Below are 19,925 nucleotides of genomic sequence, written 5' to 3' on the forward strand. Positions count from 1 at the left end.
ACGCGGCCCCCGCCGCCGACCCCTACGACACCCTGCGCCACCGCTGGCTCGACATCGCCCTCGGCACCGGATACGACCCCACCGCCGAGCCCTACGCCACCCGGCTCGCCCGGCTCGGGGCACTGGCACGGGACTTCCGGGCCACCATGGCCCCCGCGCCCGGCTCCCTGTGGCCCGGCCACCCCTTCGACCCGCCCTCCGGCATCACCTTCGGCTACGGCCGCCTGTGGACCATGGCGCTGGCCCACCTCCAGCCCGGCACCGGCTGCACCGGCGACGAGGCCCTGCTCGCCGACGTGCTGCGCGGCCTCGACCACCTCGGCGACACCGTCTACAACCCGGCCACCACCCGCTACGGCAACTGGTGGGAATGGCAGATCGGCAGCCCCCGGCTCCTCATGGACCTCACGGCCGCGCTGTACGACCACCTCGGCCCGGCCCGGATCGCGGCGGCCTGCGCGGCGGTCGACCACTTCATCCCGGACACGATGCTCACCGACTACTCGGGCACCTCCACCGGCGCCAACCGGGTCGACCTGTGCCGCTCCGTCGCCCTGCGCGGCATCCTCGGCCGCTCCGGTGACCGCCTCGCGCTCGCCCGGGACGCACTCTCCCCGGTCTTCCCGTACGTCAGCCGCGGCGACGGCCTGTACGCCGACGGCTCCTTCGTCCAGCACACCTGGGTCGCCTACTCCGGGACCTACGGCCAGGTTTTGCTCGACGGCCTCGGGCGGCTGTTCGCCCTTCTCGCCGGCTCGCCGTGGGAGGTCACCGACCCGGCCCGGCGGAACGTCCTCGACAGCGTCGAGCACGCCTACGCGCCACTGATCCACGACGGCCTGGTCATGGACTGCGTCAACGGCCGTGCCATCAGCAGGGGGTGTCTGGAGGGCGACGACCTCCACCTCATGCGCAGCGACCACTACCACGGCCAGGCCCTGATCGCGGCCGTGGCCCTGCTGGCGGGCGGCGCGCGAAAGGAGGAGCGCGAGCGCTGGTACGGCCGGATCAAGGGATGGATCGAACGGGACACCGTGACACCCGTCCTGACGGCCGACCAGTTCGACGTGGCCGACCTCGCCCGGCTGCACGCGATCGCCGGGTCGGCCGTACCCGCCCGTGCCGAGCCCGTCGGCCACCGCCTCTTCCCGGCCATGGACCGGGCCGTGCACCGCCGCCCCCGCTTCACCGCCGCCCTCGCCATGGCCAGCGCCCGCATCGCGCACTACGAGTGCGGCAACGGCGAGAACCCGCGCGGCTGGCACACCGGCTCCGGCATGCTCAGCTGGTGGCCCGCGGGTCGCGGCGACCAGTACACCGACTGGTACTGGCCCACCGTGGACTGGTACCGGCTGCCCGGCACCACCGTCTCCACCAAGCGCCTCGCCGACCGGGCCGGCGGCGAGTGGGGCGCGGCCCGGCCGGACGCGACCTGGGTCGGCGGCACCACCGACGGCGAGTACGCGGCCGTGGGCCAGCACCTGAAGGGCGTGGACTCCACCCTCCAGGCCCGCAAGTCCTGGTTCTTCCTCGCCGACGCGGTCGTCTGCCTCGGCGCCGGGATCACCTGCGCCGACGGCGTCCCCGTCGAGACGGTCGTCGACAACCGCAACCTCGGCGAAGGCGGCACCCGGGCACTGACGCGCGGATCCGGCTGGGCCCATCTGGAGGACCACGGCGGCTGGATCCTGCCGTGCGGCGGCGAGCTGCGCACCCGCTGCGAGGACCGCACCGGCTCCTGGTCCGACATCAACGCCTCCGGCACGGCCGAACGGCGTACCCGCCGCTGGGCGACCCTCTGGATCGACCACGGCACCGACCCGGCCGACGCGGGCTACGTCTACGCCGTGCTGCCGGGCGCCCCGCGCCACGAGGTCGCGGCCCGCGCCGCCGACCGCCGGTGGCTGCGCGTCCTCGCCAACGACACCCGCCGTCAGGCCGTCGCCGTGCCCGGCCTCGGCCTGACGGCGGCCACCTTCTGGACAGCCGGTACGGTGGGGGAGCTGACCGCCTCGGCGGGCGCGAGCGTGCTCGTCAGGCGCCGGGGCCGGACCGCTACCCTCTGCGTGAGCGAGCCGCCCCGTACGGGCGGTCCGCTGGAGATCGTCTGGGACCACCCCGTGCGCTCGGTCCTACGGGCCGGCGAGGGCGTGGAAATCCTCTCGGCACTGGGCCGTCTGAGGCTCCGTGTCACTCCGGGGATGGCATGTGCCACCCACGAATGTGTGGTGGCTCTCCGGTGACAGGTTTGTGGCTTCTCTACAACGCCGGTGCCCCCTGAGCAGTCGGAACGGCTGCATGCCGCTCGGGTTCTGTTCGGTGGTACCAGGAAAACGGCCCGGAGACTGTACGGAGTCGACGGCTCGCAATCCTTGGTGTCCTTCGTATGGTCGCTACATGACCGTTTTGGAAGAGACGACGGGTGAGCCGACGGGCGAGCCGACGGACGCGCGCGGACGGGTCGCCGAGCTGCACGAGATCCGTGCGCAGGCCCTTACGGGCCCCAGCGAGAAGGCGACCGAGGCGCAGCACGCCAAGGGCAAGCTGACGGCCCGGGAGCGCATCGAGCTGCTCCTGGACCCGGGGTCCTTCCAGGAGGTCGAGCAGCTGCGCCGGCACCGGGCGACCGGGTTCGGCCTGGAGGCGAAGAAGCCGTACACCGACGGTGTCGTCACCGGCTGGGGCACGGTCGAGGGCCGCACGGTCTTCGTCTACGCCCACGACTTCCGGATCTTCGGTGGCGCCCTGGGCGAGGCCCACGCCACCAAGATCCACAAGATCATGGACATGGCCATCGCGGCCGGCGCCCCGCTGGTCTCCCTGAACGACGGCGCGGGCGCCCGGATCCAGGAGGGCGTCAGCGCCCTCGCCGGGTACGGCGGCATCTTCCAGCGCAACACGAAGGCCTCGGGTGTCATCCCGCAGATCTCCGTGATGCTGGGCCCGTGCGCCGGCGGCGCGGCCTACAGCCCGGCGCTCACCGACTTCGTGTTCATGGTCCGCGAGACCTCGCAGATGTTCATCACCGGCCCGGACGTGGTCAAGGCGGTCACCGGCGAGGAGATCACCCAGAACGGCCTGGGCGGCGCCGACGTCCACGCGGAGACCTCGGGCGTGTGCCACTTCGCGTACGACGACGAGGAGACCTGCATCGCCGAGGTGCGCTACCTCCTGTCGCTGCTGCCGCAGAACAACCGCGAGAACCCGCCGCGGGTGGACTCCTCCGACCCGGTGGACCGCCGCAGCGACGTCCTGCTGGACCTGGTCCCGGCGGACGGCAACCGGCCGTACGACATGGCCAAGGTGATCGAGGAGATCGTCGACGACGGCGAGTACCTGGAGGTCCACGAGCGCTGGGCGAGGAACATCATCTGCGCGCTGGGCCGCCTGGACGGCCAGGTCGTCGGCATCATCGCCAACCAGCCCCAGGTGCTGGCCGGAGTGCTGGACATCGAGGCGAGCGAAAAAGCTGCGCGCTTTGTCCAGATGTGTGACGCTTTCAATGTCCCGATCATCACCTTCCTGGACGTGCCCGGGTTCCTCCCCGGCGTCGACCAGGAGCACGGCGGAATCATCCGTCACGGCGCGAAGCTCCTCTACGCCTACTGCAACGCGACCGTGCCGAGGATCTCGCTGATCCTGCGCAAGGCGTACGGAGGTGCCTACATCGTCATGGACTCCCAGTCGATCGGGGCCGACCTCACCTACGCCTGGCCCACCAACGAGATCGCCGTGATGGGTGCCGAGGGCGCGGCCAACGTCATCTTCCGCCGTCAGATCGCCGAGGCCGAGGACCCCGAGGCGATGCGGCAGAAGATGGTCAAGGAGTACAAGGCCGAGCTGATGCACCCGTACTACGCGGCCGAGCGCGGCCTCGTGGACGACGTCATCGACCCCGCCGAGACCCGCGAGGTCCTGGTCAAGTCGCTGGCGATGCTGCAGTCCAAGCACGCCGACCTGCCCTCCCGCAAGCACGGCAACCCCCCGCAGTAACCGAGTGGACCCGCCGCGGTCACCCCGCGGACCTCTCTCTCACGGAGACTGACATCCATGAACACTGACATCCGCGTCGAGAAGGGCCACGCCGAGCCCGAGGAAGTCGCCGCCATCACGGCCGTCCTCCTGGCCCGTGCGGCCGCCCAGCCGGAGGCGCCCGCCCACCGCGGCCGCGCCAAGGCCGGCTGGCGCCGGCTGGAGCGCGAGCCCGGCTTCCGGGCACCCCACAGCTGGCACTGAGCCTCCTGAGCGCGCACCGAAGCCCCGCCACTCCTCCGGGAGGGCGGGGCTTCGGTGCGTTGCGGCGGGGCCCCTGGGGGCGCGCCGGGGTCCGCGTACGGCACAGGGGCCCTCTCCGTGCGGAGAGGGCCCCTGGGAACGTCGTGAGCGGCCGCTAGCGCAGGCGCGCCATCAGCGCGTGCTCGACGAGAGTGATCAGCGCCGACTTGGCGTCCGCGCGGTGGCGGGCGTCGGTCGTGATGATCGGGGTGTCGGGGCCGATCTGCAGGGCCTCACGGACCTCGTCGGGGTTGTACGGCTGGTTGCCGTCGAAGCCGTTGAGGGCGATGACGAACGGCAGACCGCTGTTCTCGAAGTAGTCCACGGCCGGGAAGCAGTCGGCGAGACGGCGGGTGTCCACCAGGACCACCGCGCCGATCGCACCGCGCACCAGGTCGTCCCACATGAACCAGAAGCGGTCCTGGCCCGGCGTACCGAAGAGGTACAGGATCAGGTCCTGGTCCAGGGTGATGCGGCCGAAGTCCATGGCCACGGTGGTCGTGGTCTTGTCCCCGGTGTGGGTCAGGTCGTCGATGCCCGCCGAGGCGGACGTCATGACGGCCTCCGTGCGCAGCGGGTTGATCTCCGAGACGGCGCCGACGAACGTGGTCTTGCCCACGCCGAAGCCGCCCGCCACCACGATCTTCGCGGAGGTGGTGGAGCGGGAAGGACCGCCGCTAGAGCTTGCGAAGTCCACTGAGCACCCTTTCGAGCAGTGTCACGTCTGGCTGGCCACCGGCGTTCTCGTCGCCGCCGGGCTGATGGATGGCGACCAGGCCCGCCTCCGCCAAGTCGGCGACGAGAATCCTGGCAACGCCGAGGGGGATCGTGAGCAGGGCCGATACCTCGGCCACCGACTTGATCTCCCGGCACAGGTTGCAGATCCGCTGATGCTCGGGCAACTGACCCTGCATCTGGTGCGGAGCGGCGGTGGTGTGCACCAGTGCCTCGATGGCGAGCTGGTAGCGCGGGCGCGTCCGGCCGCCGGTCATGGCGTACGGACGCACCAGGGGGTTGTTCGCTGCGGCCGCGGGCGCCGGCTCGGGGCGGCGCTGCGGCTGCACCGGCTGGATGCGCGGGGCCGGCGGCTGATCGTACGGCGACGGGCCGGGGCCCTGCGGCGCGTACGGCTGCCGGTGGCTGGGCGCGGAGGGGAAGTTGTAACGGTTCGGATTCTGGGAACCGTCGCCGTGGCCCTGGGCAGGACCGTACGACCAGTTTCCCGAATTGGAACCGCCTGGGGGTGTTGCCACTCTCTTCTCCTCCTCCGATGTGCCGGGCACCCATCCGTGTGGAGCCGCGTCCCGAAACCTTACGGCCCCGGGACGTGTATTCGCACCGTTGGTCTGTTAGTTGAGAAGGCTTCCCTGGAGTTCCGCACGCAGATCCGGGGTCAGGACCGTGCCCGCGCGGTCCACCAGAAGGGCCATCTCGTACCCGATGAGGCCGATGTCCGCCTCCGGGTGTGCCAGGACTGCGAGCGAAGAACCATCGGAAACGGACATGATGAAGAGGAATCCCCGCTCCATCTCCACAACTGTCTGGTTCACGGCGCCGCCCTCGAAGATGCGCGAGGCACCGGCGGTCAGCGACGTCAGACCGGACGCGACAGCTGCCAGCTGGTCGGCACGGTCGCGGGGGAAGCCTTCGGACATCGCCAGAAGGAGTCCGTCGGCGGAGACCACCACCGTGTGGGACACCCCCGGGGTGTTGTCCACGAAGTTGGTGATCAACCAGTTCAGGTTCTGTGCCGCCTGGCTCATCGGGCTCACACTAACGCTCCTGGTTGTAGGTGCTGTCAGGACCGAAGCCCTGGCCGTTCGTTTCACTGCCTGCGTTGCGTCCGCGCTGGACGCCTCGGCGCAGGTTGCTCAGCCTGCCCCGGACGTCCTCCGGGGCGCGGGAGACCTGTGGGCCTCCCTGAGGGGTGCTCTCGGCGGTGCCCTCGACCAGATTGGCCTTGGGTACCCGCCGCGGCAGGCCGGAAGCGGTGACCCCGCCTGCCTTGGGCTTGCGGAGCTGCGAAGCCTGCTGCCAGCGTTCGTCGTTGGCCGAACGCCAGTCGTTCTCGCCGCCCGTCGCCGGGCTGTTGCCCGGCCCGGGAGCCGGCGCTTCCTGCTGCACGCGCGCCGTGCCGCCCGCGGCACTCGACGACCCGTTGGAGCCGCTCGCGGGGGCTCCACGGCGGGGCAGCCCCGCGTTGGTCAGGTCGTGGGCGGCGGGCGAAGCCGTTCCCGGACGGTCGAAGCCTACGCGGTTCCGCTCACTCGCGTCACCGGCCTGCGAGGATTCCGCTTCCGGAGCGTACTGGGCCGGGTAGCCGTTCTGGTAGCCGTTCTGCTGCGGCCAGTCGTCCTGGTAGGACTGGCCCTCGTAGGAGCCGAACCCGTCGGACGCGGCATCGTGCGAGGACGCGCGCTCCTCCTGGGCCGGTTCCGGATACGCGGGGTCGGGGTAGCCGCCGCCGTTCTGGGCGAAGCCGTCGTTGCGCGACGTGTCACCGGCCGGCGGGTAGTACTGCTCGTCGTACGACTTCTCGTACGCGGTGCGCTGCCGCTCCTCGTACGACTGCTCCGGGTACGCCTGCTGCGTCTGCTCCGGGTACGCCCGCTGCTCGGGGTAGCCCGCCTCGCCGCCGTCGAAGGAGCGCATCGCGTCGAAGTCGTCCCGGTACCCGGACTGCTCGCCGGTCTCCGGGTGCGGCTGCCCGAGGGTCTGGGCCTCCAGAGCCGCGCGGCGCTCCTCACGCATCAGGGAGCGGCCGACGGGGTCCAGGTCGCGGATGTCGTCGGGGACGTCGGTGTACTGGCTGTCGTCGAAGCCCAGTTCGGCGGCGGTGCGCATGGGCGGCACCTGGGCGAAGCTCTCACCCTGGAACTGCTGCTCCGGGATGATCTGGGAGACCGTGAACTCCTCGCGGTCCAGCGGCGTCTCGCCGCCACCGCCGTGCGTGATCGCGTCCGGCAGCATGACCAGCGAGGTCGTACCGGCCTGCTCGCCCGAGGGGCGGAGCTGGACGCGGATGCCGTGCCGGTCGGACAGCCGGCCGACCACGAACAGGCCCATGCGCTGCGAGATCGCGGCGTCCACGGTCGGCGGGTTGGCCAGCTTGTGGTTGATGTCCGCGAAGTCCTCGGCGGTCAGGCCGATGCCCTTGTCGTGGATCTCGATCATCACGCGGCCGTCGGGGAGACGGGTCGCGGTGACGCGGACCTTGGTCTGCGGGGAGGAGAACGTGGTGGCGTTCTCCAGCAGCTCGGCCAGCAGGTGCACGAGGTCGGTGACCGCGCGGCCGTGGATCTCGGCCTCCGGCACGCCGGACAGCTCGATGCGCTCGTACTGCTCCACCTCGGAGGAGGCGGCGCGCAGCACGTCCACCAGCGGGACCGGCTGGTCCCAGCGGCGGCCGGGCTCCTCGCCCGCGAGGACCAGGAGGTTCTCGCCGTTGCGGCGCATACGGGTCGCGAGGTGGTCCAGGCGGAAGAGGTTCTCCAGCTGGTCCGGGTCGGCCTCGTTGTTCTCCAGGTCGGTGATCAGGGTCAGCTGGCCCTCGATCAGCGACTGGTTGCGGCGCGAGAGGTTGGTGAAGATCGCGTTGATGTTGCCCCGCAGCAGGGCCTGTTCGGCGGCGAGCCGGACGGCCTCGCGGTGGACCTGGTCGAAGGCGCGGGCGACCTCGCCGATCTCGTCCGTGGAGTTGATCGGGATCGGCGCGACCCGGGTGTCGACGCGACCGGGGTCGGTGCGGGAGAGCTGGTCGACCAGCATCGGCAGGCGCTGCTCGGCGATGCCGAAGGCCGCGTTGCGCAGCTGGCGCATCGAGCGGCTCATCTGCCGGGCCACGGCACCGGCCAGGATGAAGGCGAGGAGCAGGGCGACCACGACGGCCGCACCGGTGATGATCGCGGAAGTCTTGGCGTCGTCGGCGATGCCGGAGGCCTCGTTCACCGCCTTGTCGGCGAGGTTCGACTCGATCTGCCGGTAGGCCTTGTACTTGAGCGAGTTCACCGCGAACCAGTTCTTCGCGGTGTAGCCCTTGCCGGCCATGACCTGACGGGTGAGCGGGCTGGTGTCCTTCATGGTGACCAGCGCCCCGACCATCTTGGACGGGTCCGCCGGCGGGGCGACGTACTTCGGGTCCTGCTGCTTCTGCTGCTGGACCAGCGCGGCGCCGTCCGTCTTGATCTTCGCCTGGGCGTCGGCCAGGTTCTGCGCGTCCTCGTCGGTGCCACCGCCGAGGTACTCCTCGAGGGCGATGCGCTCCAGGTAGGCGTACGAGGACAGGGAGACGCGCTGCGTCGCCAGGTTCCCGTCGTCCGGGCCGGGCTTGACCAGCAGGTGGGTGCCGATCGACCGCTCCAGCGAGAGCGCCGCCTTGGTGAGGGAGATGGCGTAGACCGTACGGCCGTAGGAGGTGATGTTGCCGGTGCCCAGGCCGAGCTCGTTGGCGAACTCCATCAGGGGGTGGCTGACCTCGACGTAGCCCTCCTCGGTCTGCACACCGTGGACCTTGGAGGTGTACGCGACCTGGCGCAGCGTCTGCAGCTGGGGCTCCGCCTTGCGGAACAGCTGCAGCCGGCGCTTCAGACCGGGCTTGTCCGGCATGTCCTGCGCGGCCTGGGAGAAGGCGTCGGCGGCCTGGTCCGTGGCCTTGCGGGCGGCGGTGACGGTGTTCTTGTCGTTGCCCAGCAGCAGGGGCGCCGCCGTGACGTCACGCTCGTTCTCGAGGGCGTCGGCGTAGGAGAGCGCGGCACGCACCAGACGGGCGGTGTTCTCCGCGTCGCGGGCCTGCTGCCAGGTGTCGATGGAGCTCTTCACCTGGAAGCCGCCCATGACGAGGCCGACCACCACGGGTATGAGCAGAATCGCGTTCAGCCTGGTCGGCACCCGCCAGTTGCGCGGGGAGAACCGGCCGCCGCTCTTCGCGGGCGTGGCCGTCGGCTCCGCACCGGGCACAGGGGTGGGCGCCGCAGCGCGCGGCGGCGGGGTGAAGTTGCCCCGCGCCGACGGCTCGGGACCGTTCTTGCTTCGCCTCACTCGACCAACAACCTCTCGGCGGTCGGCACCTACGTCGTGCCGCAGTCTCTCAGAGCCCGGTTCGTCTTCGACCACTTGGTAGGTACGTCTTTGACTAATGGGCAGTTCAGGCATTCCAGCACGTGGACCAGTGCACTTCCAAACAGTGGAAACCTGTGATCAGCCCTCTTGTAAGCCCTAGATAAAACGGTCATAAAGAACGAGCCCCGCCAAAAGGCGGGGCGTTCGTGCGCACAGCGGCACCACGCGACCGCGTCGCGTGGTGATGCCGGGGGATTCCTCTGCCGAACTGTTATGAACACCGGAGCCGACCGTGTCTAAGGCCACAGCCGGCTCCGAGGGTTCTACAACTGCCGTACGGCATGTCGAACTTGGGTGCTACCGCAGCCGCGCCATCAGGGCGTGCTCCACCAGCGTGATCAGCGCACTCTTGGCGTCCGCGCGATGACGGGCGTCGGTCGTGATGATCGGGGCGTCGGGACCTATCTGCAGGGCCTCGCGCACTTCCTCCGGGGTGTACGGCTGCTGGCCGTCGAAGCCGTTGAGGGCGATGACGAACGGCAGACCGCTGTTCTCGAAGTAGTCCACGGCCGGGAAGCAGTCGGCGAGACGGCGGGTGTCCACCAGGACCACCGCGCCGATCGCACCGCGCACCAGGTCGTCCCACATGAACCAGAAGCGGTCCTGGCCCGGCGTACCGAAGAGGTACAGGATCAGGTCCTGGTCCAGGGTGATGCGGCCGAAGTCCATGGCCACGGTGGTCGTGGTCTTGTCCCCGGTGTGGGTCAGGTCGTCGATGCCCGCCGAGGCGGACGTCATGACGGCCTCCGTGCGCAGCGGGTTGATCTCCGAGACGGCGCCGACGAACGTGGTCTTGCCCACGCCGAAGCCGCCCGCCACCACGATCTTCGCGGAGGTGGTGGTCCGGCCCCCGTCAGAGCTTGCGAAGTCCACTGAGCACCCTTTCGAGCAGCGTCACGTCCGGAGCGCCACCGTTGTTCTCGTCGCCACCAGGCTGGTGGATGGCGACCAGGCCGGCCTCGGCGAGGTCGGCGACCAGGATCCGGGCCACACCGAGCGGCATGGCCAGCAGCGCGGAGACCTCCGCGACCGACTTGACCTCCCGGCACAGGTGGCAGATGCGCTGGTGCTCCGGGAGAAGTCCCATCAGGGCTGCCGGGTCGGCCGTGGTGCTGATCAGTGCCTCGATGGCCAGCTGGTACCGCGGCCGGGTCCGGCCGCCGGTCATCGCGTACGGCCTCACCAGCGGCTGGTCGCCCTCGTCCCCGTACGGCTCGGCGTACGGATCATGATGGGCGGTGGGCGGGGTCATGAATCCTCCGGGCGGGACAGCAAGTCGGTCAGTCGTGCCGTCTGACGGGGCCGGTGGGGGGATTGTGGCGGCCGGACGGTGTTTTCGTGAGGTGGGTGGTGCCGGAGCGGGTCAGTGGAGCAGACTGCCTTGGAGTTCGGCGCGCAGGTCCGGGGTGAGTACCGCACCCGCGCGGTCGACGAGCAGTGCCATCTCGTAGCCGACCAGACCGATGTCGCACTCGGGGTGGGCCAGGACCGCGAGGGACGACCCGTCCGAGACGGACATCAGGAAGAGGAAACCGCGCTCCATCTCCACGACCGTCTGTGCCACGTTGCCGCCCTCGAAGATCCGGGAAGCCCCGGCCGTGAGGGAGGTCAACCCGGATGCGACGGCCGCGAGCTGGTCCGCGCGATCCCGCGGGAACCCTTCGGACATCGCCAGCAGAAGGCCGTCGGCGGAGACCACCACGGTGTGGGACACCCCAGGGGTGTTGTCCACGAAGTTGGTGATCAACCAGTTCAGGTTCTGTGCCGCCTGGCTCATCGGACTCAACTAACGCTCCTGCTGGTGAGTGGGGCTGGGGAAGCTGCCGGTCTGACCGTTGCCGGCCTGTCGGCCCTGTGCGATGCCCCGACGGAGATTGGTCAGCCGGCCGCGTACGTCGTCAGGCGCACGCGAGACCTGCGGACCGGCTTGGTGCTGTTGCTGCTGAGCCGTGCCCGGGACGAGGTTCGCCCGGGGCACCCGGCGCGGCAGGCCGGAGGTGGTGATACCGCCCGCCGCGGGCTGTCGTACGCGCTCCGCCTGACGGACGAGTTCGTCGTTCGGCGAGGTGCGCCAGGACCCGGTCGTGGAGGCCGGGCGCTGAGGAGCCGGTGCCTGCTGAGGAGCGGGCGCCGGGGTGTTGTCCGGCTGCTGGCCACCCTGCTGACCCTGCTGGCCGTGGAACCAGTTGGTCTCCAGCGTGTCGAACAGCGGGGTACGGCCGTCGCCTGGACCGCTGGCCGGCGGCAGCGCCTCCGGCTCCTGGCGGACCGGACGCTGCGGGGCCGGCCGGTGCTGGGCGCCGAAGTCGGCACGGCCACCCGGCTGCGGGCGCTCGAACTGGCCGGTGCTCGCGGGACCCTGGTCCGGCCGGCCGGGCAGCGCGTGCTGACCGGTCGAGCCGCCGTCGTAGTTCTGCGGGACCGGGAACTGGCCCGTGCTCTGCGGGTCCTGCTGGGCCGGCGTGCCGTACACGTCGGAGCGGGTGAACTGGCCGGTCCCGCCCTGCTGGCCGTACTGACCGTTGTCCTGCTGGCCGTACTGGGCGAACTGGCCGGTGTCCTGCTGGGCGCCGGGACGCGCGAACTGGCCGGTGGAGCCGCCCATGCCGAGGTCGGGACGGGGGAACTCGCCCGTCGAGCCCGGACCCTGCGCGTCGATGCGCGGCATCTCCGCGGTCGCGCCCGGACCCTGCCGGTCGTCGACGCGCGGCATGCGCCCGGTGTGCGCAGCGTCCTGCTCGTCGTGGCCGCGCGGGGCGTCCAGCGAGGCGCGGGAGAGCGGGGCCTGGGCGTTGCCGCTCCAGTCCGGGGTGCGCTGCGCGGGCGGGTTGCCGCCGGGCAGCTCGGCCCGCGGGCCGCCACGCGGCGCGAGCTGCGGCTGCCGGCCCTGGTCGGCGGCGCCACCGCGCTGACCGGCCGGGCCACGGCCGCTGAAGAGGTCCTGCTGGGAGCCCGCGGACTGCTGGCCCTGCTGCTGTCCGCCGAAGCCGCCCGCACCGGCCGGGGCCGGCCGGCCCTGCTGTCCGGCACCGGGACCTTGCGGACCACGCGCGCCACCCGGCGCGCCGGGACGGCCGCCCTGGCCGGCACCGGGCAGTGCGGCCCGGGGACCCTGGGCGGCGCCGACCTGGCCGCGCGGACCCTGGCCCGTGCCCAGGCGGCCGGCCGACGGCGTGCCGCCGAGGGCGCCGTTGGGGGCACCCGCGGGAGCGCCCGCGCCGTTGTTTCCGCTGCCACCGTTGTTGCGGCGGGCGGCCGCGGCACCTGCCGCGGCCTGCGCGGCGGCCGGACCACCGGTCGAGGCGGGCGCGCCGGGCTTGCCGGGAGCGGGCTTCTTGCCGCCCTGGGCGACGTCCACGGGGAGCATGACCAGCGCGGTCGTACCACCGGAGTCGGACGGGCGGAGCTGGATGCGGATGCCGTGACGCTGCGACAGACGACCGACCACGAACAGACCCATGCGGCGGGACACCGAGACGTCCACGGTGGGCGGCGAGGCGAGCCGCTCGTTGATCGCCGCGAGGTCCTCGGGGGAGAGGCCGATACCGGTGTCGTGGATCTCGATCAGCACGCGGCCGTCGGGCAGCGCGTGACCGGTCACCTTGACCTTGGTCTGCGGTGAGGAGAAGGAGGTCGCGTTCTCGAGCAGCTCGGCGAGGAGGTGCACGAGGTCGTTGACCACGCGGCCGGCCACTTCGGTGGTCGGCACCGCGGCCAGTTCGATGCGCTCGTACTGCTCCACCTCGGACGCGGCGGCGCGGAGCACGTCGACCAGCGGGACCGGGCGGGTCCAGCGGCGGCCGGGCTCTTCACCGGCGAGGACGAGGAGGTTCTCACCGTTACGGCGCATACGCGTCGCGAGGTGGTCGAGCTTGAACAGCGAGGAGAGCTGGTCCGGGTCGGCCTCGCGGGACTCCAGTTCGGAGATGAGCGAGAGCTGACGCTGGATGAGGCCCTGGGAGCGGCGCGAGAGGTTGGTGAACATCGCGTTGACGTTGCCCCGCAGCAGGGCCTGCTCGGCGGCGAGGCGGACGGCCTCGCGGTGCACGTCGTCGAAGGCCGCGGCCACCTGGCCGATCTCGTCCCGGGAGTGCACACCGACCGACTCCACGGACGTGTCGACGTCCTGCGGGTCGGACTCGGAGAGCTGCTTGACCAGCTCGGGCAGCCGGTCCTGGGCGACCTTGGTGGCGGTGTCCTGCAGCCGGCGCAGCGAGCGGATCATGGACCGGGCCACGACGAACGCGCCGACGAGCGAGATGCCGAGGACGATCAGGATCAGGACACCGGAGATGATCGCGTCCTGTTCCTTGGACGACTTCAGCTCGCGGGCCTTCTGCTCCATGTCCTCGAGCAGCGTGTGCTCGATGTTCTTCATCTGCTGGATCTTGGAGGTGCTGTCGTCCACCCAGTCGCGGTAGGACCGCGCCGGCAGACCGTCGAGGCCGTCGCGGGACTCGAAGGTCCGCTTGGCGTAGAGGTCCGCGGCCTGGATGATCGGGTTGTTCTCCTCGATCGGCTTGAGCAGCTGGTCCGGGTTCTGGTTGCTGTAGATCTTCCGGAAGATCGCGATCTGGGAGTTCTCGCTCTCGTACGCCGACTGGCCGTAGAGGCGGTCGTTGTCCGAGAGGTGGCCCTTCTCGGTGTTGCTGGAGGTGAGGGCCGCGGCGATGACGGCGCGCTGCACCGAGGCGTACTCCTTGGCGGCGGAGAACGCCGCCAGGGCACGGGTGCGGGAGATCATCTCCGGGTTGCTCGACGCCTCGGCCATGGACTGGGAGAGGTCGATCAGCTGGGTGATCAGCCGGTGGTAGGCCTCGACCGTCTGCGTCGAGTTGTTCTTCGACTGGTAGGCGGTCCGGCGGATCTTGGCCAGGTCGTCCAGCTGGTTGGCGAGGCTCACCAGGGTGTCGCGGACGCCCTGGAGGTTGCCGTTCTTGCTGGCCTCGTCGATCTGCTCGGAGGCGTTGAGGAAGTTCTCGCGGGCCCGGTCGGTCTTGTCCTCGAAGCCCTTGACCTCGTAGGTCGCCGTCACGCCGTGCGCCAGGGGGCCGGCGGACTGGTCACGCTCGTCCTGCAGCGCCATGGCCAGCTCGGTGGCCTGCTTGGTCATGTCCGTCAGCAGCTTCATGTTGTCGAGCTGCTGGATGTCGGTCACGTTCTGGTCGATGCGCAGCGCGCCCAGCGAGGTCGCCGCGACGACCGGGAGCGCGAGCAGCGAGACCAGACGCGTGGAGATGCGCCAGTTGCGCAGGGCCAGGCGGGAGCCGGGGCCGGTCAGGGCCTTGGGGGGCTGCACGTCCGGCGTGGGGTCAGCGGTCTTGTTCTTCGTGGCGCCCGGCGGACCCGTCAGGGCCGAGACGCCGTGGCGCCCGTGGCGCTCACCGCCGTCACCGGCCGGCGCCGAGCCCGGGTTCTGGGCGTGCTGGGGCGAGGAGCTGCCCTTCATCGGGCCAGTCCCGTCGTGCGACTCCGGCTCCGCCGAAGCGCTGCCATCCCTCTTGAAACGTCCCTGCACTAGCGTCGCAACCTCTGGACCAGGCGCCCCTCCGGTTGAACGGAGGGACACGGTGTCGGCGTATTGGAGAGCGCCCTGAATGCGCCCTCCGGGTGGTCTTGAGTGACCGGCGCAGGCTCCCCCTATCTCGCCGCCACTCGGCGCTGAGTTGCGCCCCCTGCGCGCCGGCTCGATCCCGCGGCGGTCCGTGGAATTCCAGCACAGTGCAGGATCTCCAACAAGGGCCGTGTCCCGAGCTGTGACCTCCGTGACACCGTGTGAGCCCCGCGTCACCATCCGTGGAGGGCGATTCGCCATGAAACGGACGTACCACTGCGAGTCGCCGTCCGGTGCCCGGTGTCCCAGTCGCCATGATCAGGAGCGGAATGGAAGCTTCAGGGGGTCAATGTCCGTTTCGCTGGGGAGAGTTGTCAGCCGGAATTGACCGATTTGCCCCTACGTTCGTGAGCAAACTCACATGCAGATCATGGGGAGTTCACGTCCGCGGCGGGGAATCGGATGTTTAGCCTGACGCTTTACAGGATGAAGCACTCTGTCTCGACCCACAGGACGACAACGGTGAAGACGACGATGATGTTCCGCAACATAGCCAACCCGCGGCGCACGACGCTGGCGCACCTCGAGGACGCCGACGACCTGCAGACGCCCGAGCTGCCGGAGCACTCCGTCGACCTGCCCGCCCAGACGGCCAACCCCCGCCGCACCATCCTGATGGAGGTCCCGGCGGGCGTGGCGGCCGGCGAGTAGCCGAGCGCACACCGCACCGTCGAGCGCGGTCCGGAGGTCACGTCCCCGAGGCGATCCTCCCGGCCGCGCTCACCTTTTCCCGGTGCGGGTCCCGCGGTCGCCGCGGCGCCGTGATCCGCTTCCGGATCATCCCGCGCCCAATCCCGGCCTCGGCCTTCAGCCGCGCCGCCGTGACGCCCGCCGGATACGCGTACGGCTTCGCGAGCTTCCGGACGGCCGATCCCAGAGGGCCGGCGTCCCTCCGGCACCGCCCTTCCACGGAATGCGGATTTTTTCCCGTGGAGCACTTCGCGCTGCTCGTGTCGATTTCCGGCGCGGGGGTCCGCGGGTGCGGCGGCAGGTGATATCCGTAGCGTGCCGCGACGGCCCTGCCGGATATTCCGTACCGGCGGTCCGACGTCACGCCCGAGGCGGATTTTCGCACGGGCCGGCCGGAAAGCCCGAAACCCCTCACGCAGTAGCGGGCCGGAATCCGCCGCCCGACTCGATGACCGGGTACTCCGTGGTGCCGCCGCGGGCGAGGGCGGCCGAGGCGTCCTCGTCGTACGTGTCGCGCAGCAGGTCCCTTGCCGGCGCCTGAGGTCTGGAAGGTGTGTCCGGCGAGGTTCGGCACGTCGCTGCCGCGGAAGGCGGTGAGGGAACCCGTCCGGCCGCTGTTGTGGAAGAAGATTCCGCAGTTCTTCTCCTCAGAGCTTTCGGGACGCCTTCGTGAGGTCCTCTCCCGGTCGGAAAGTCGGTGGTTTTCCGTGGGGCATCCTGGGGTCCTGATCCGGCCCGATCAACTGCGCTTCCGGCCACGGAAAGGAGGGAATGCGTCGAATGTCCCGGCGGGAAACTCCCGGATTCTGAATTCCGGTACGCCGGTTTCCGGCGGGGGAAAGTCCCGGTCGCCACGCCGTACTGCCCGAACGCCGGGCGGCCCGACCGGTTAACCTGGGGCGTCAGTAAGCCGGTTCTCAGTGAGGGGCGCAAGGATCCCGTGCGCATCGCCAGGTTCTCCATCGACGGGAACGTAGCCTTCGGCGCGGTCGAGGGCGACAAGCAGGACGAACTCGTCCTCGACATCATCAAGGGCATCCCGTTCGCGGACTTCGAGCTGTCCGGGACGAAGGTGCCGCTGAGCAAGGTCAGGCTGCTGCCTCCGGTGCTCCCCAACAAGGTCGTGGCGTTCGGGCGCAACTACGCCGACCACGCCAGGGAGCTGGGCAACGAGGTGCCCGACGCCCCCTTCGCCTTCTTCAAGCCCTCCACCTCGGTCATCGGGCCCGGCGACGAGATCCAGTACCCGGCCTTCTCCCAGGAACTGCACCACGAGGCCGAGCTGGCCGTGGTCATCGGCCGCATGTGCCGCGAGGTCCCGCGTGAGCGCGTCAAGGACGTGATCTTCGGCTACACCTGCGCCAACGACGTCACCGCCCGGGACGTGCAGAAGCGGGAGAAGCAGTGGGCGCGGGCCAAGGGCTTCGACACCTCCTGCCCGCTGGGCCCCTGGGTGGAGACGGACCTGGACCTCGGCCGGGCGAACGACCTGACCGTGCAGCTCACCGTCAACGGTGACCAGCGTCAGCTCGGCCGCACCAGCGAGATGACCCACTCCATCGAGGACCTGATCGTCAACATCTCCGAGGCCATGACCCTGCTGCCCGGCGACGTCATCCTCACCGGCACCCCCGCGGGGGTCGGCCCCCTGAACGTCGGCGACGAGGTCGCCGTCACCATCGAAGGCATCGGCACTCTCACCAACAAGGTTGTCAAGCGTGGCTAGCGCATCCGGCTCCCCAGTACGCGTCCGTTTCTGCCCGTCGCCCACCGGTAACCCCCACGTGGGCCTGGTCCGCACCGCCCTGTTCAACTGGGCGTTCGCCCGCCACCACCAGGCCACCCTGGTCTTCCGCATCGAGGACACCGACGCGGCCCGCGACTCCGAGGAGTCCTACAACCAGCTCCTCGACTCGATGCGCTGGCTGGGCTTCGACTGGGATGAGGGCCCCGAGGTCGGCGGCCCGCACGCGCCGTACCGGCAGTCGCAGCGCATGGACCTCTACAAGGACGTCGCCCAGAAGCTCCTCGACGCCGGCCACGCCTACTACTGCTACTGCTCCCAGGAGGAGCTGGACACCCGCCGCGAGGCCGCCCGCGCCGCCGGCAAGCCGTCCGGCTACGACGGTCACTGCCGCGACCTGAGCGAGGCGCAGGTCGAGGAGTACAAGGCGCAGGGCCGCTCCCCGATCGTCCGCTTCCGCATGCCCGACGAGACGATCACCTTCGACGACCTGGTCCGCGGCGAGATCACGTACCTCCCGGAGAACGTGCCGGACTACGGCATCGTCCGCGCCAACGGCGCCCCGCTGTACACGCTGGTGAACCCGGTCGACGACGCGCTGATGGAGATCACCCACGTCCTGCGCGGCGAGGACCTGCTGTCCTCCACCCCGCGGCAGATCGCCCTGTACAAGGCGCTGACCGAGCTGGGCATCGCCAAGGCGACCCCTGCCTTCGGTCACCTGCCGTACGTGATGGGCGAGGGCAACAAGAAGCTCTCCAAGCGTGACCCGCAGTCCTCGCTCAACCTCTACCGCGAGCGCGGCTTCCTGCCCGAGGGCCTGCTCAACTACCTGTCGCTGCTCGGCTGGTCGCTCTCGGCCGACCAGGACATCTTCTCGATCGAGGAGATGGTCGCGGCCTTCGACATCAAGGACGTGAACCCCAACCCGGCGCGCTTCGACCTGAAGAAGTGCGAGGCGATCAACGCCGACCACATCCGGATGCTCGACGTGAAGGACTTCACGGAGCGCTGCGCGCCCTGGCTCAGGCCCCCCTTCGCGACCTGGGCGCCGGAGGACTTCGACGAGACCAAGTGGCAGGCCATCGCGCCGCACGCGCAGACCCGCCTGAAGGTCCTCTCCGAGATCACGGAGAACGTCGACTTCCTGTTCCTGCCGGAGCCGGTCTTCGACGAGGCGAGCTGGACGAAGGCGATGAAGGAGGGTTCCGACGCGCTGCTCCGCACGGCCAGGGAGAAGCTGGAGGCGGCCGACTGGACGTCTCCCGAGTCCCTGAAGGAGGCCGTCCTGGCCGCCGGCGAGGCCCACGGCCTCAAGCTCGGCAAGGCCCAGGCCCCGGTCCGTGTCGCCGTCACCGGCCGCACCGTCGGCCTGCCCCTCTTCGAGTCCCTCGAGGTCCTGGGCAAGGAGAAGACGCTGGCCCGCGTCGACGCCGCGCTGGCGAAGCTGGCCGCGTAGCGAACGCCGTACGACGAGGGGCGGCACCCGGGGACCCCGGGTGCCGCCCCTCGTCGTACGCACCCTTCGCACGCCTCCTTCGTCCGCACCCGCCCTGGGCATCCGGGGGACGCGGGGGCGGCACGCCGGTTACCGTCGGTGTCATGACGATCAGAGCCGTCGTCTGGGACGTCGACGACACCCTCTTCGACTACACGACCGCCGACCGCGAGGGCATGCGTGTCCACCTGGCGGCCGAGGGGCTGCTCGCCGGGTACGCGACCCCGGAGCAGGCGCTCGGGCGGTGGCGGGAGATCACCGACCGGCAGTGGGCCCGCTTCTCGGCGGGGGAGGTCTCCTTCGAGGGACAGCGCCGCGACCGCGTGCGCGTCTTCCTGGACCGGGAGCTGTCCGACGCCGAGGCCGACGCCTGGTTCCGGCGTTACATCGGTCACTACGAGGCCGCCTGGGCGCTCTTCCCGGACGTGCTGCCCGCCCTGGACGCCCTCGCCGCCAGCCACCGGCACGCGGTGCTCTCGAACTCCAGCCTCACGGTCCAGGAGCACAAGTTGCGCACCCTCGGTCTCCTCGACCGCTTCGAGAGCGTGCTGTGCGCCGCCGAGCTGGGCGTCTCCAAGCCCGAGCCCGGCGCCTTCCTCGCGGCCTGCGAAGCGCTCGGCCTGCCGCCGGGCGAGGTGGCGTACGTCGGCGACCACCCGGAGATCGACGGCAGGGGCGCGGCGGAGGCCGGGCTGCTGTCCGTGTGGATCGACCGCGGCGGGGCGTACCCGAGGGACGTGGACGCCGTCTCGGCGCACCGGATCTCGACCCTCGCCGAACTGCCCGCGCTGGTCCGCTCGGATACTCGTTTTGGAGCCCCGTCCACCTTCGGGTAATGTTCTTCCTGCGCCGCCGGGGAGCGGGCCGAGAGGCCGGAACCCGGGGGAGCGAACTAGAACGAGAACCCCTTAGGGGCTTGAGTTCCAGTGGCCTATGGTGTAATTGGCAGCACGACTGATTCTGGTTCAGTTAGTCTTGGTTCGAGT

General features: G+C 70.4%; 15 protein-coding genes. 7 read left to right on the forward strand and 8 right to left on the reverse strand.

Annotated elements, in window-relative coordinates:
- From V7E45_RS23575 to V7E45_RS23585, 3 genes are all read left to right on the forward strand, one after another.
- The coding region (locus tag V7E45_RS23575; RefSeq protein ID WP_333776192.1) for a polysaccharide lyase 8 family protein at positions 1–2,243 on the forward strand (2,243 nt) is incomplete at its 5' end.
- Between the two features lie 154 nt (positions 2,244–2,397).
- Positions 2,398–3,993: an acyl-CoA carboxylase subunit beta gene (locus V7E45_RS23580; RefSeq protein ID WP_333776193.1), complete on the forward strand. Its 1,596-nt coding sequence runs from the start codon at positions 2,398–2,400 to the stop codon at positions 3,991–3,993.
- A 57-nt stretch (positions 3,994–4,050) separates the two neighbouring features.
- Positions 4,051–4,236, forward strand: coding sequence for an acyl-CoA carboxylase subunit epsilon (locus V7E45_RS23585; RefSeq protein WP_317445576.1), 186 nt, complete (start codon positions 4,051–4,053; stop codon positions 4,234–4,236).
- Positions 4,237–4,390: 154 nt separating this feature from the next.
- On the opposite strand, the gene V7E45_RS23590 is transcribed toward V7E45_RS23585, so the two are convergent.
- The 8 genes from V7E45_RS23590 to V7E45_RS23625 all read right to left on the reverse strand — a co-directional run bounded on the left by V7E45_RS23590 (position 4,391) and on the right by V7E45_RS23625 (position 14,911).
- Positions 4,391–4,972 (reverse strand): GTP-binding protein, encoded by a 582-nt coding sequence (locus V7E45_RS23590; protein WP_015657622.1) that lies wholly within the window; start codon positions 4,970–4,972, stop codon positions 4,391–4,393.
- Positions 4,953–5,528: a DUF742 domain-containing protein gene (locus tag V7E45_RS23595; protein WP_043476478.1), complete on the reverse strand. Its 576-nt coding sequence runs from the start codon at positions 5,526–5,528 to the stop codon at positions 4,953–4,955. The genes V7E45_RS23590 and V7E45_RS23595 overlap by 20 nt, the downstream gene beginning before the upstream one ends.
- A gap of 96 nt (positions 5,529–5,624) precedes the next feature.
- Positions 5,625–6,038: a roadblock/LC7 domain-containing protein gene (locus V7E45_RS23600; protein ID WP_003993185.1), complete on the reverse strand. Its 414-nt coding sequence runs from the start codon at positions 6,036–6,038 to the stop codon at positions 5,625–5,627.
- 10 nt (positions 6,039–6,048) lie between these two features.
- The gene (locus V7E45_RS23605; protein ID WP_333776194.1) at positions 6,049–9,312 is read right to left on the reverse strand and encodes a sensor histidine kinase; all 3,264 of its coding nucleotides are present in this window, start codon (positions 9,310–9,312) and stop codon (positions 6,049–6,051) included.
- A gap of 378 nt (positions 9,313–9,690) precedes the next feature.
- Positions 9,691–10,266, reverse strand: a complete 576-nt coding sequence (locus tag V7E45_RS23610) for a GTP-binding protein (protein ID WP_333776195.1) — start codon at positions 10,264–10,266, stop codon at positions 9,691–9,693.
- Positions 10,247–10,645 (reverse strand): DUF742 domain-containing protein, encoded by a 399-nt coding sequence (locus V7E45_RS23615; protein ID WP_009190816.1) that lies wholly within the window; start codon positions 10,643–10,645, stop codon positions 10,247–10,249. The genes V7E45_RS23610 and V7E45_RS23615 overlap by 20 nt, the downstream gene beginning before the upstream one ends.
- A gap of 111 nt (positions 10,646–10,756) precedes the next feature.
- Positions 10,757–11,170: a roadblock/LC7 domain-containing protein gene (locus V7E45_RS23620; protein ID WP_003973453.1), complete on the reverse strand. Its 414-nt coding sequence runs from the start codon at positions 11,168–11,170 to the stop codon at positions 10,757–10,759.
- A 9-nt stretch (positions 11,171–11,179) separates the two neighbouring features.
- The gene (locus V7E45_RS23625) at positions 11,180–14,911 is read right to left on the reverse strand and encodes a sensor histidine kinase (RefSeq protein WP_333776196.1); all 3,732 of its coding nucleotides are present in this window, start codon (positions 14,909–14,911) and stop codon (positions 11,180–11,182) included.
- A gap of 558 nt (positions 14,912–15,469) precedes the next feature.
- Between V7E45_RS23625 and V7E45_RS23630 the strand changes: the two genes are divergently transcribed.
- The 4 genes from V7E45_RS23630 (at position 15,470) to V7E45_RS23645 (ending at position 19,775) form a co-directional block, all read left to right on the forward strand.
- Positions 15,470–15,658 (forward strand): hypothetical protein, encoded by a 189-nt coding sequence (locus V7E45_RS23630; RefSeq protein WP_333776197.1) that lies wholly within the window; start codon positions 15,470–15,472, stop codon positions 15,656–15,658.
- 979 nt (positions 15,659–16,637) lie between these two features.
- Positions 16,638–17,423, forward strand: a complete 786-nt coding sequence (locus tag V7E45_RS23635; protein WP_333776198.1) for a fumarylacetoacetate hydrolase family protein — start codon at positions 16,638–16,640, stop codon at positions 17,421–17,423.
- Positions 17,416–18,900: a glutamate--tRNA ligase gene (gltX, locus tag V7E45_RS23640; protein WP_333776199.1), complete on the forward strand. Its 1,485-nt coding sequence runs from the start codon at positions 17,416–17,418 to the stop codon at positions 18,898–18,900. Before V7E45_RS23635 ends, gltX begins: the two co-directional genes overlap by 8 nt.
- A gap of 143 nt (positions 18,901–19,043) precedes the next feature.
- Positions 19,044–19,775: an HAD family hydrolase gene (locus V7E45_RS23645; protein ID WP_333776200.1), complete on the forward strand. Its 732-nt coding sequence runs from the start codon at positions 19,044–19,046 to the stop codon at positions 19,773–19,775.
- Positions 19,776–19,925 lie beyond the last annotated feature (150 nt).

The sequence above is a fragment of the Streptomyces sp. IBSBF 3136 genome (assembly GCF_036815105.1).
Classification (GTDB): domain Bacteria; phylum Actinomycetota; class Actinomycetes; order Streptomycetales; family Streptomycetaceae; genus Streptomyces.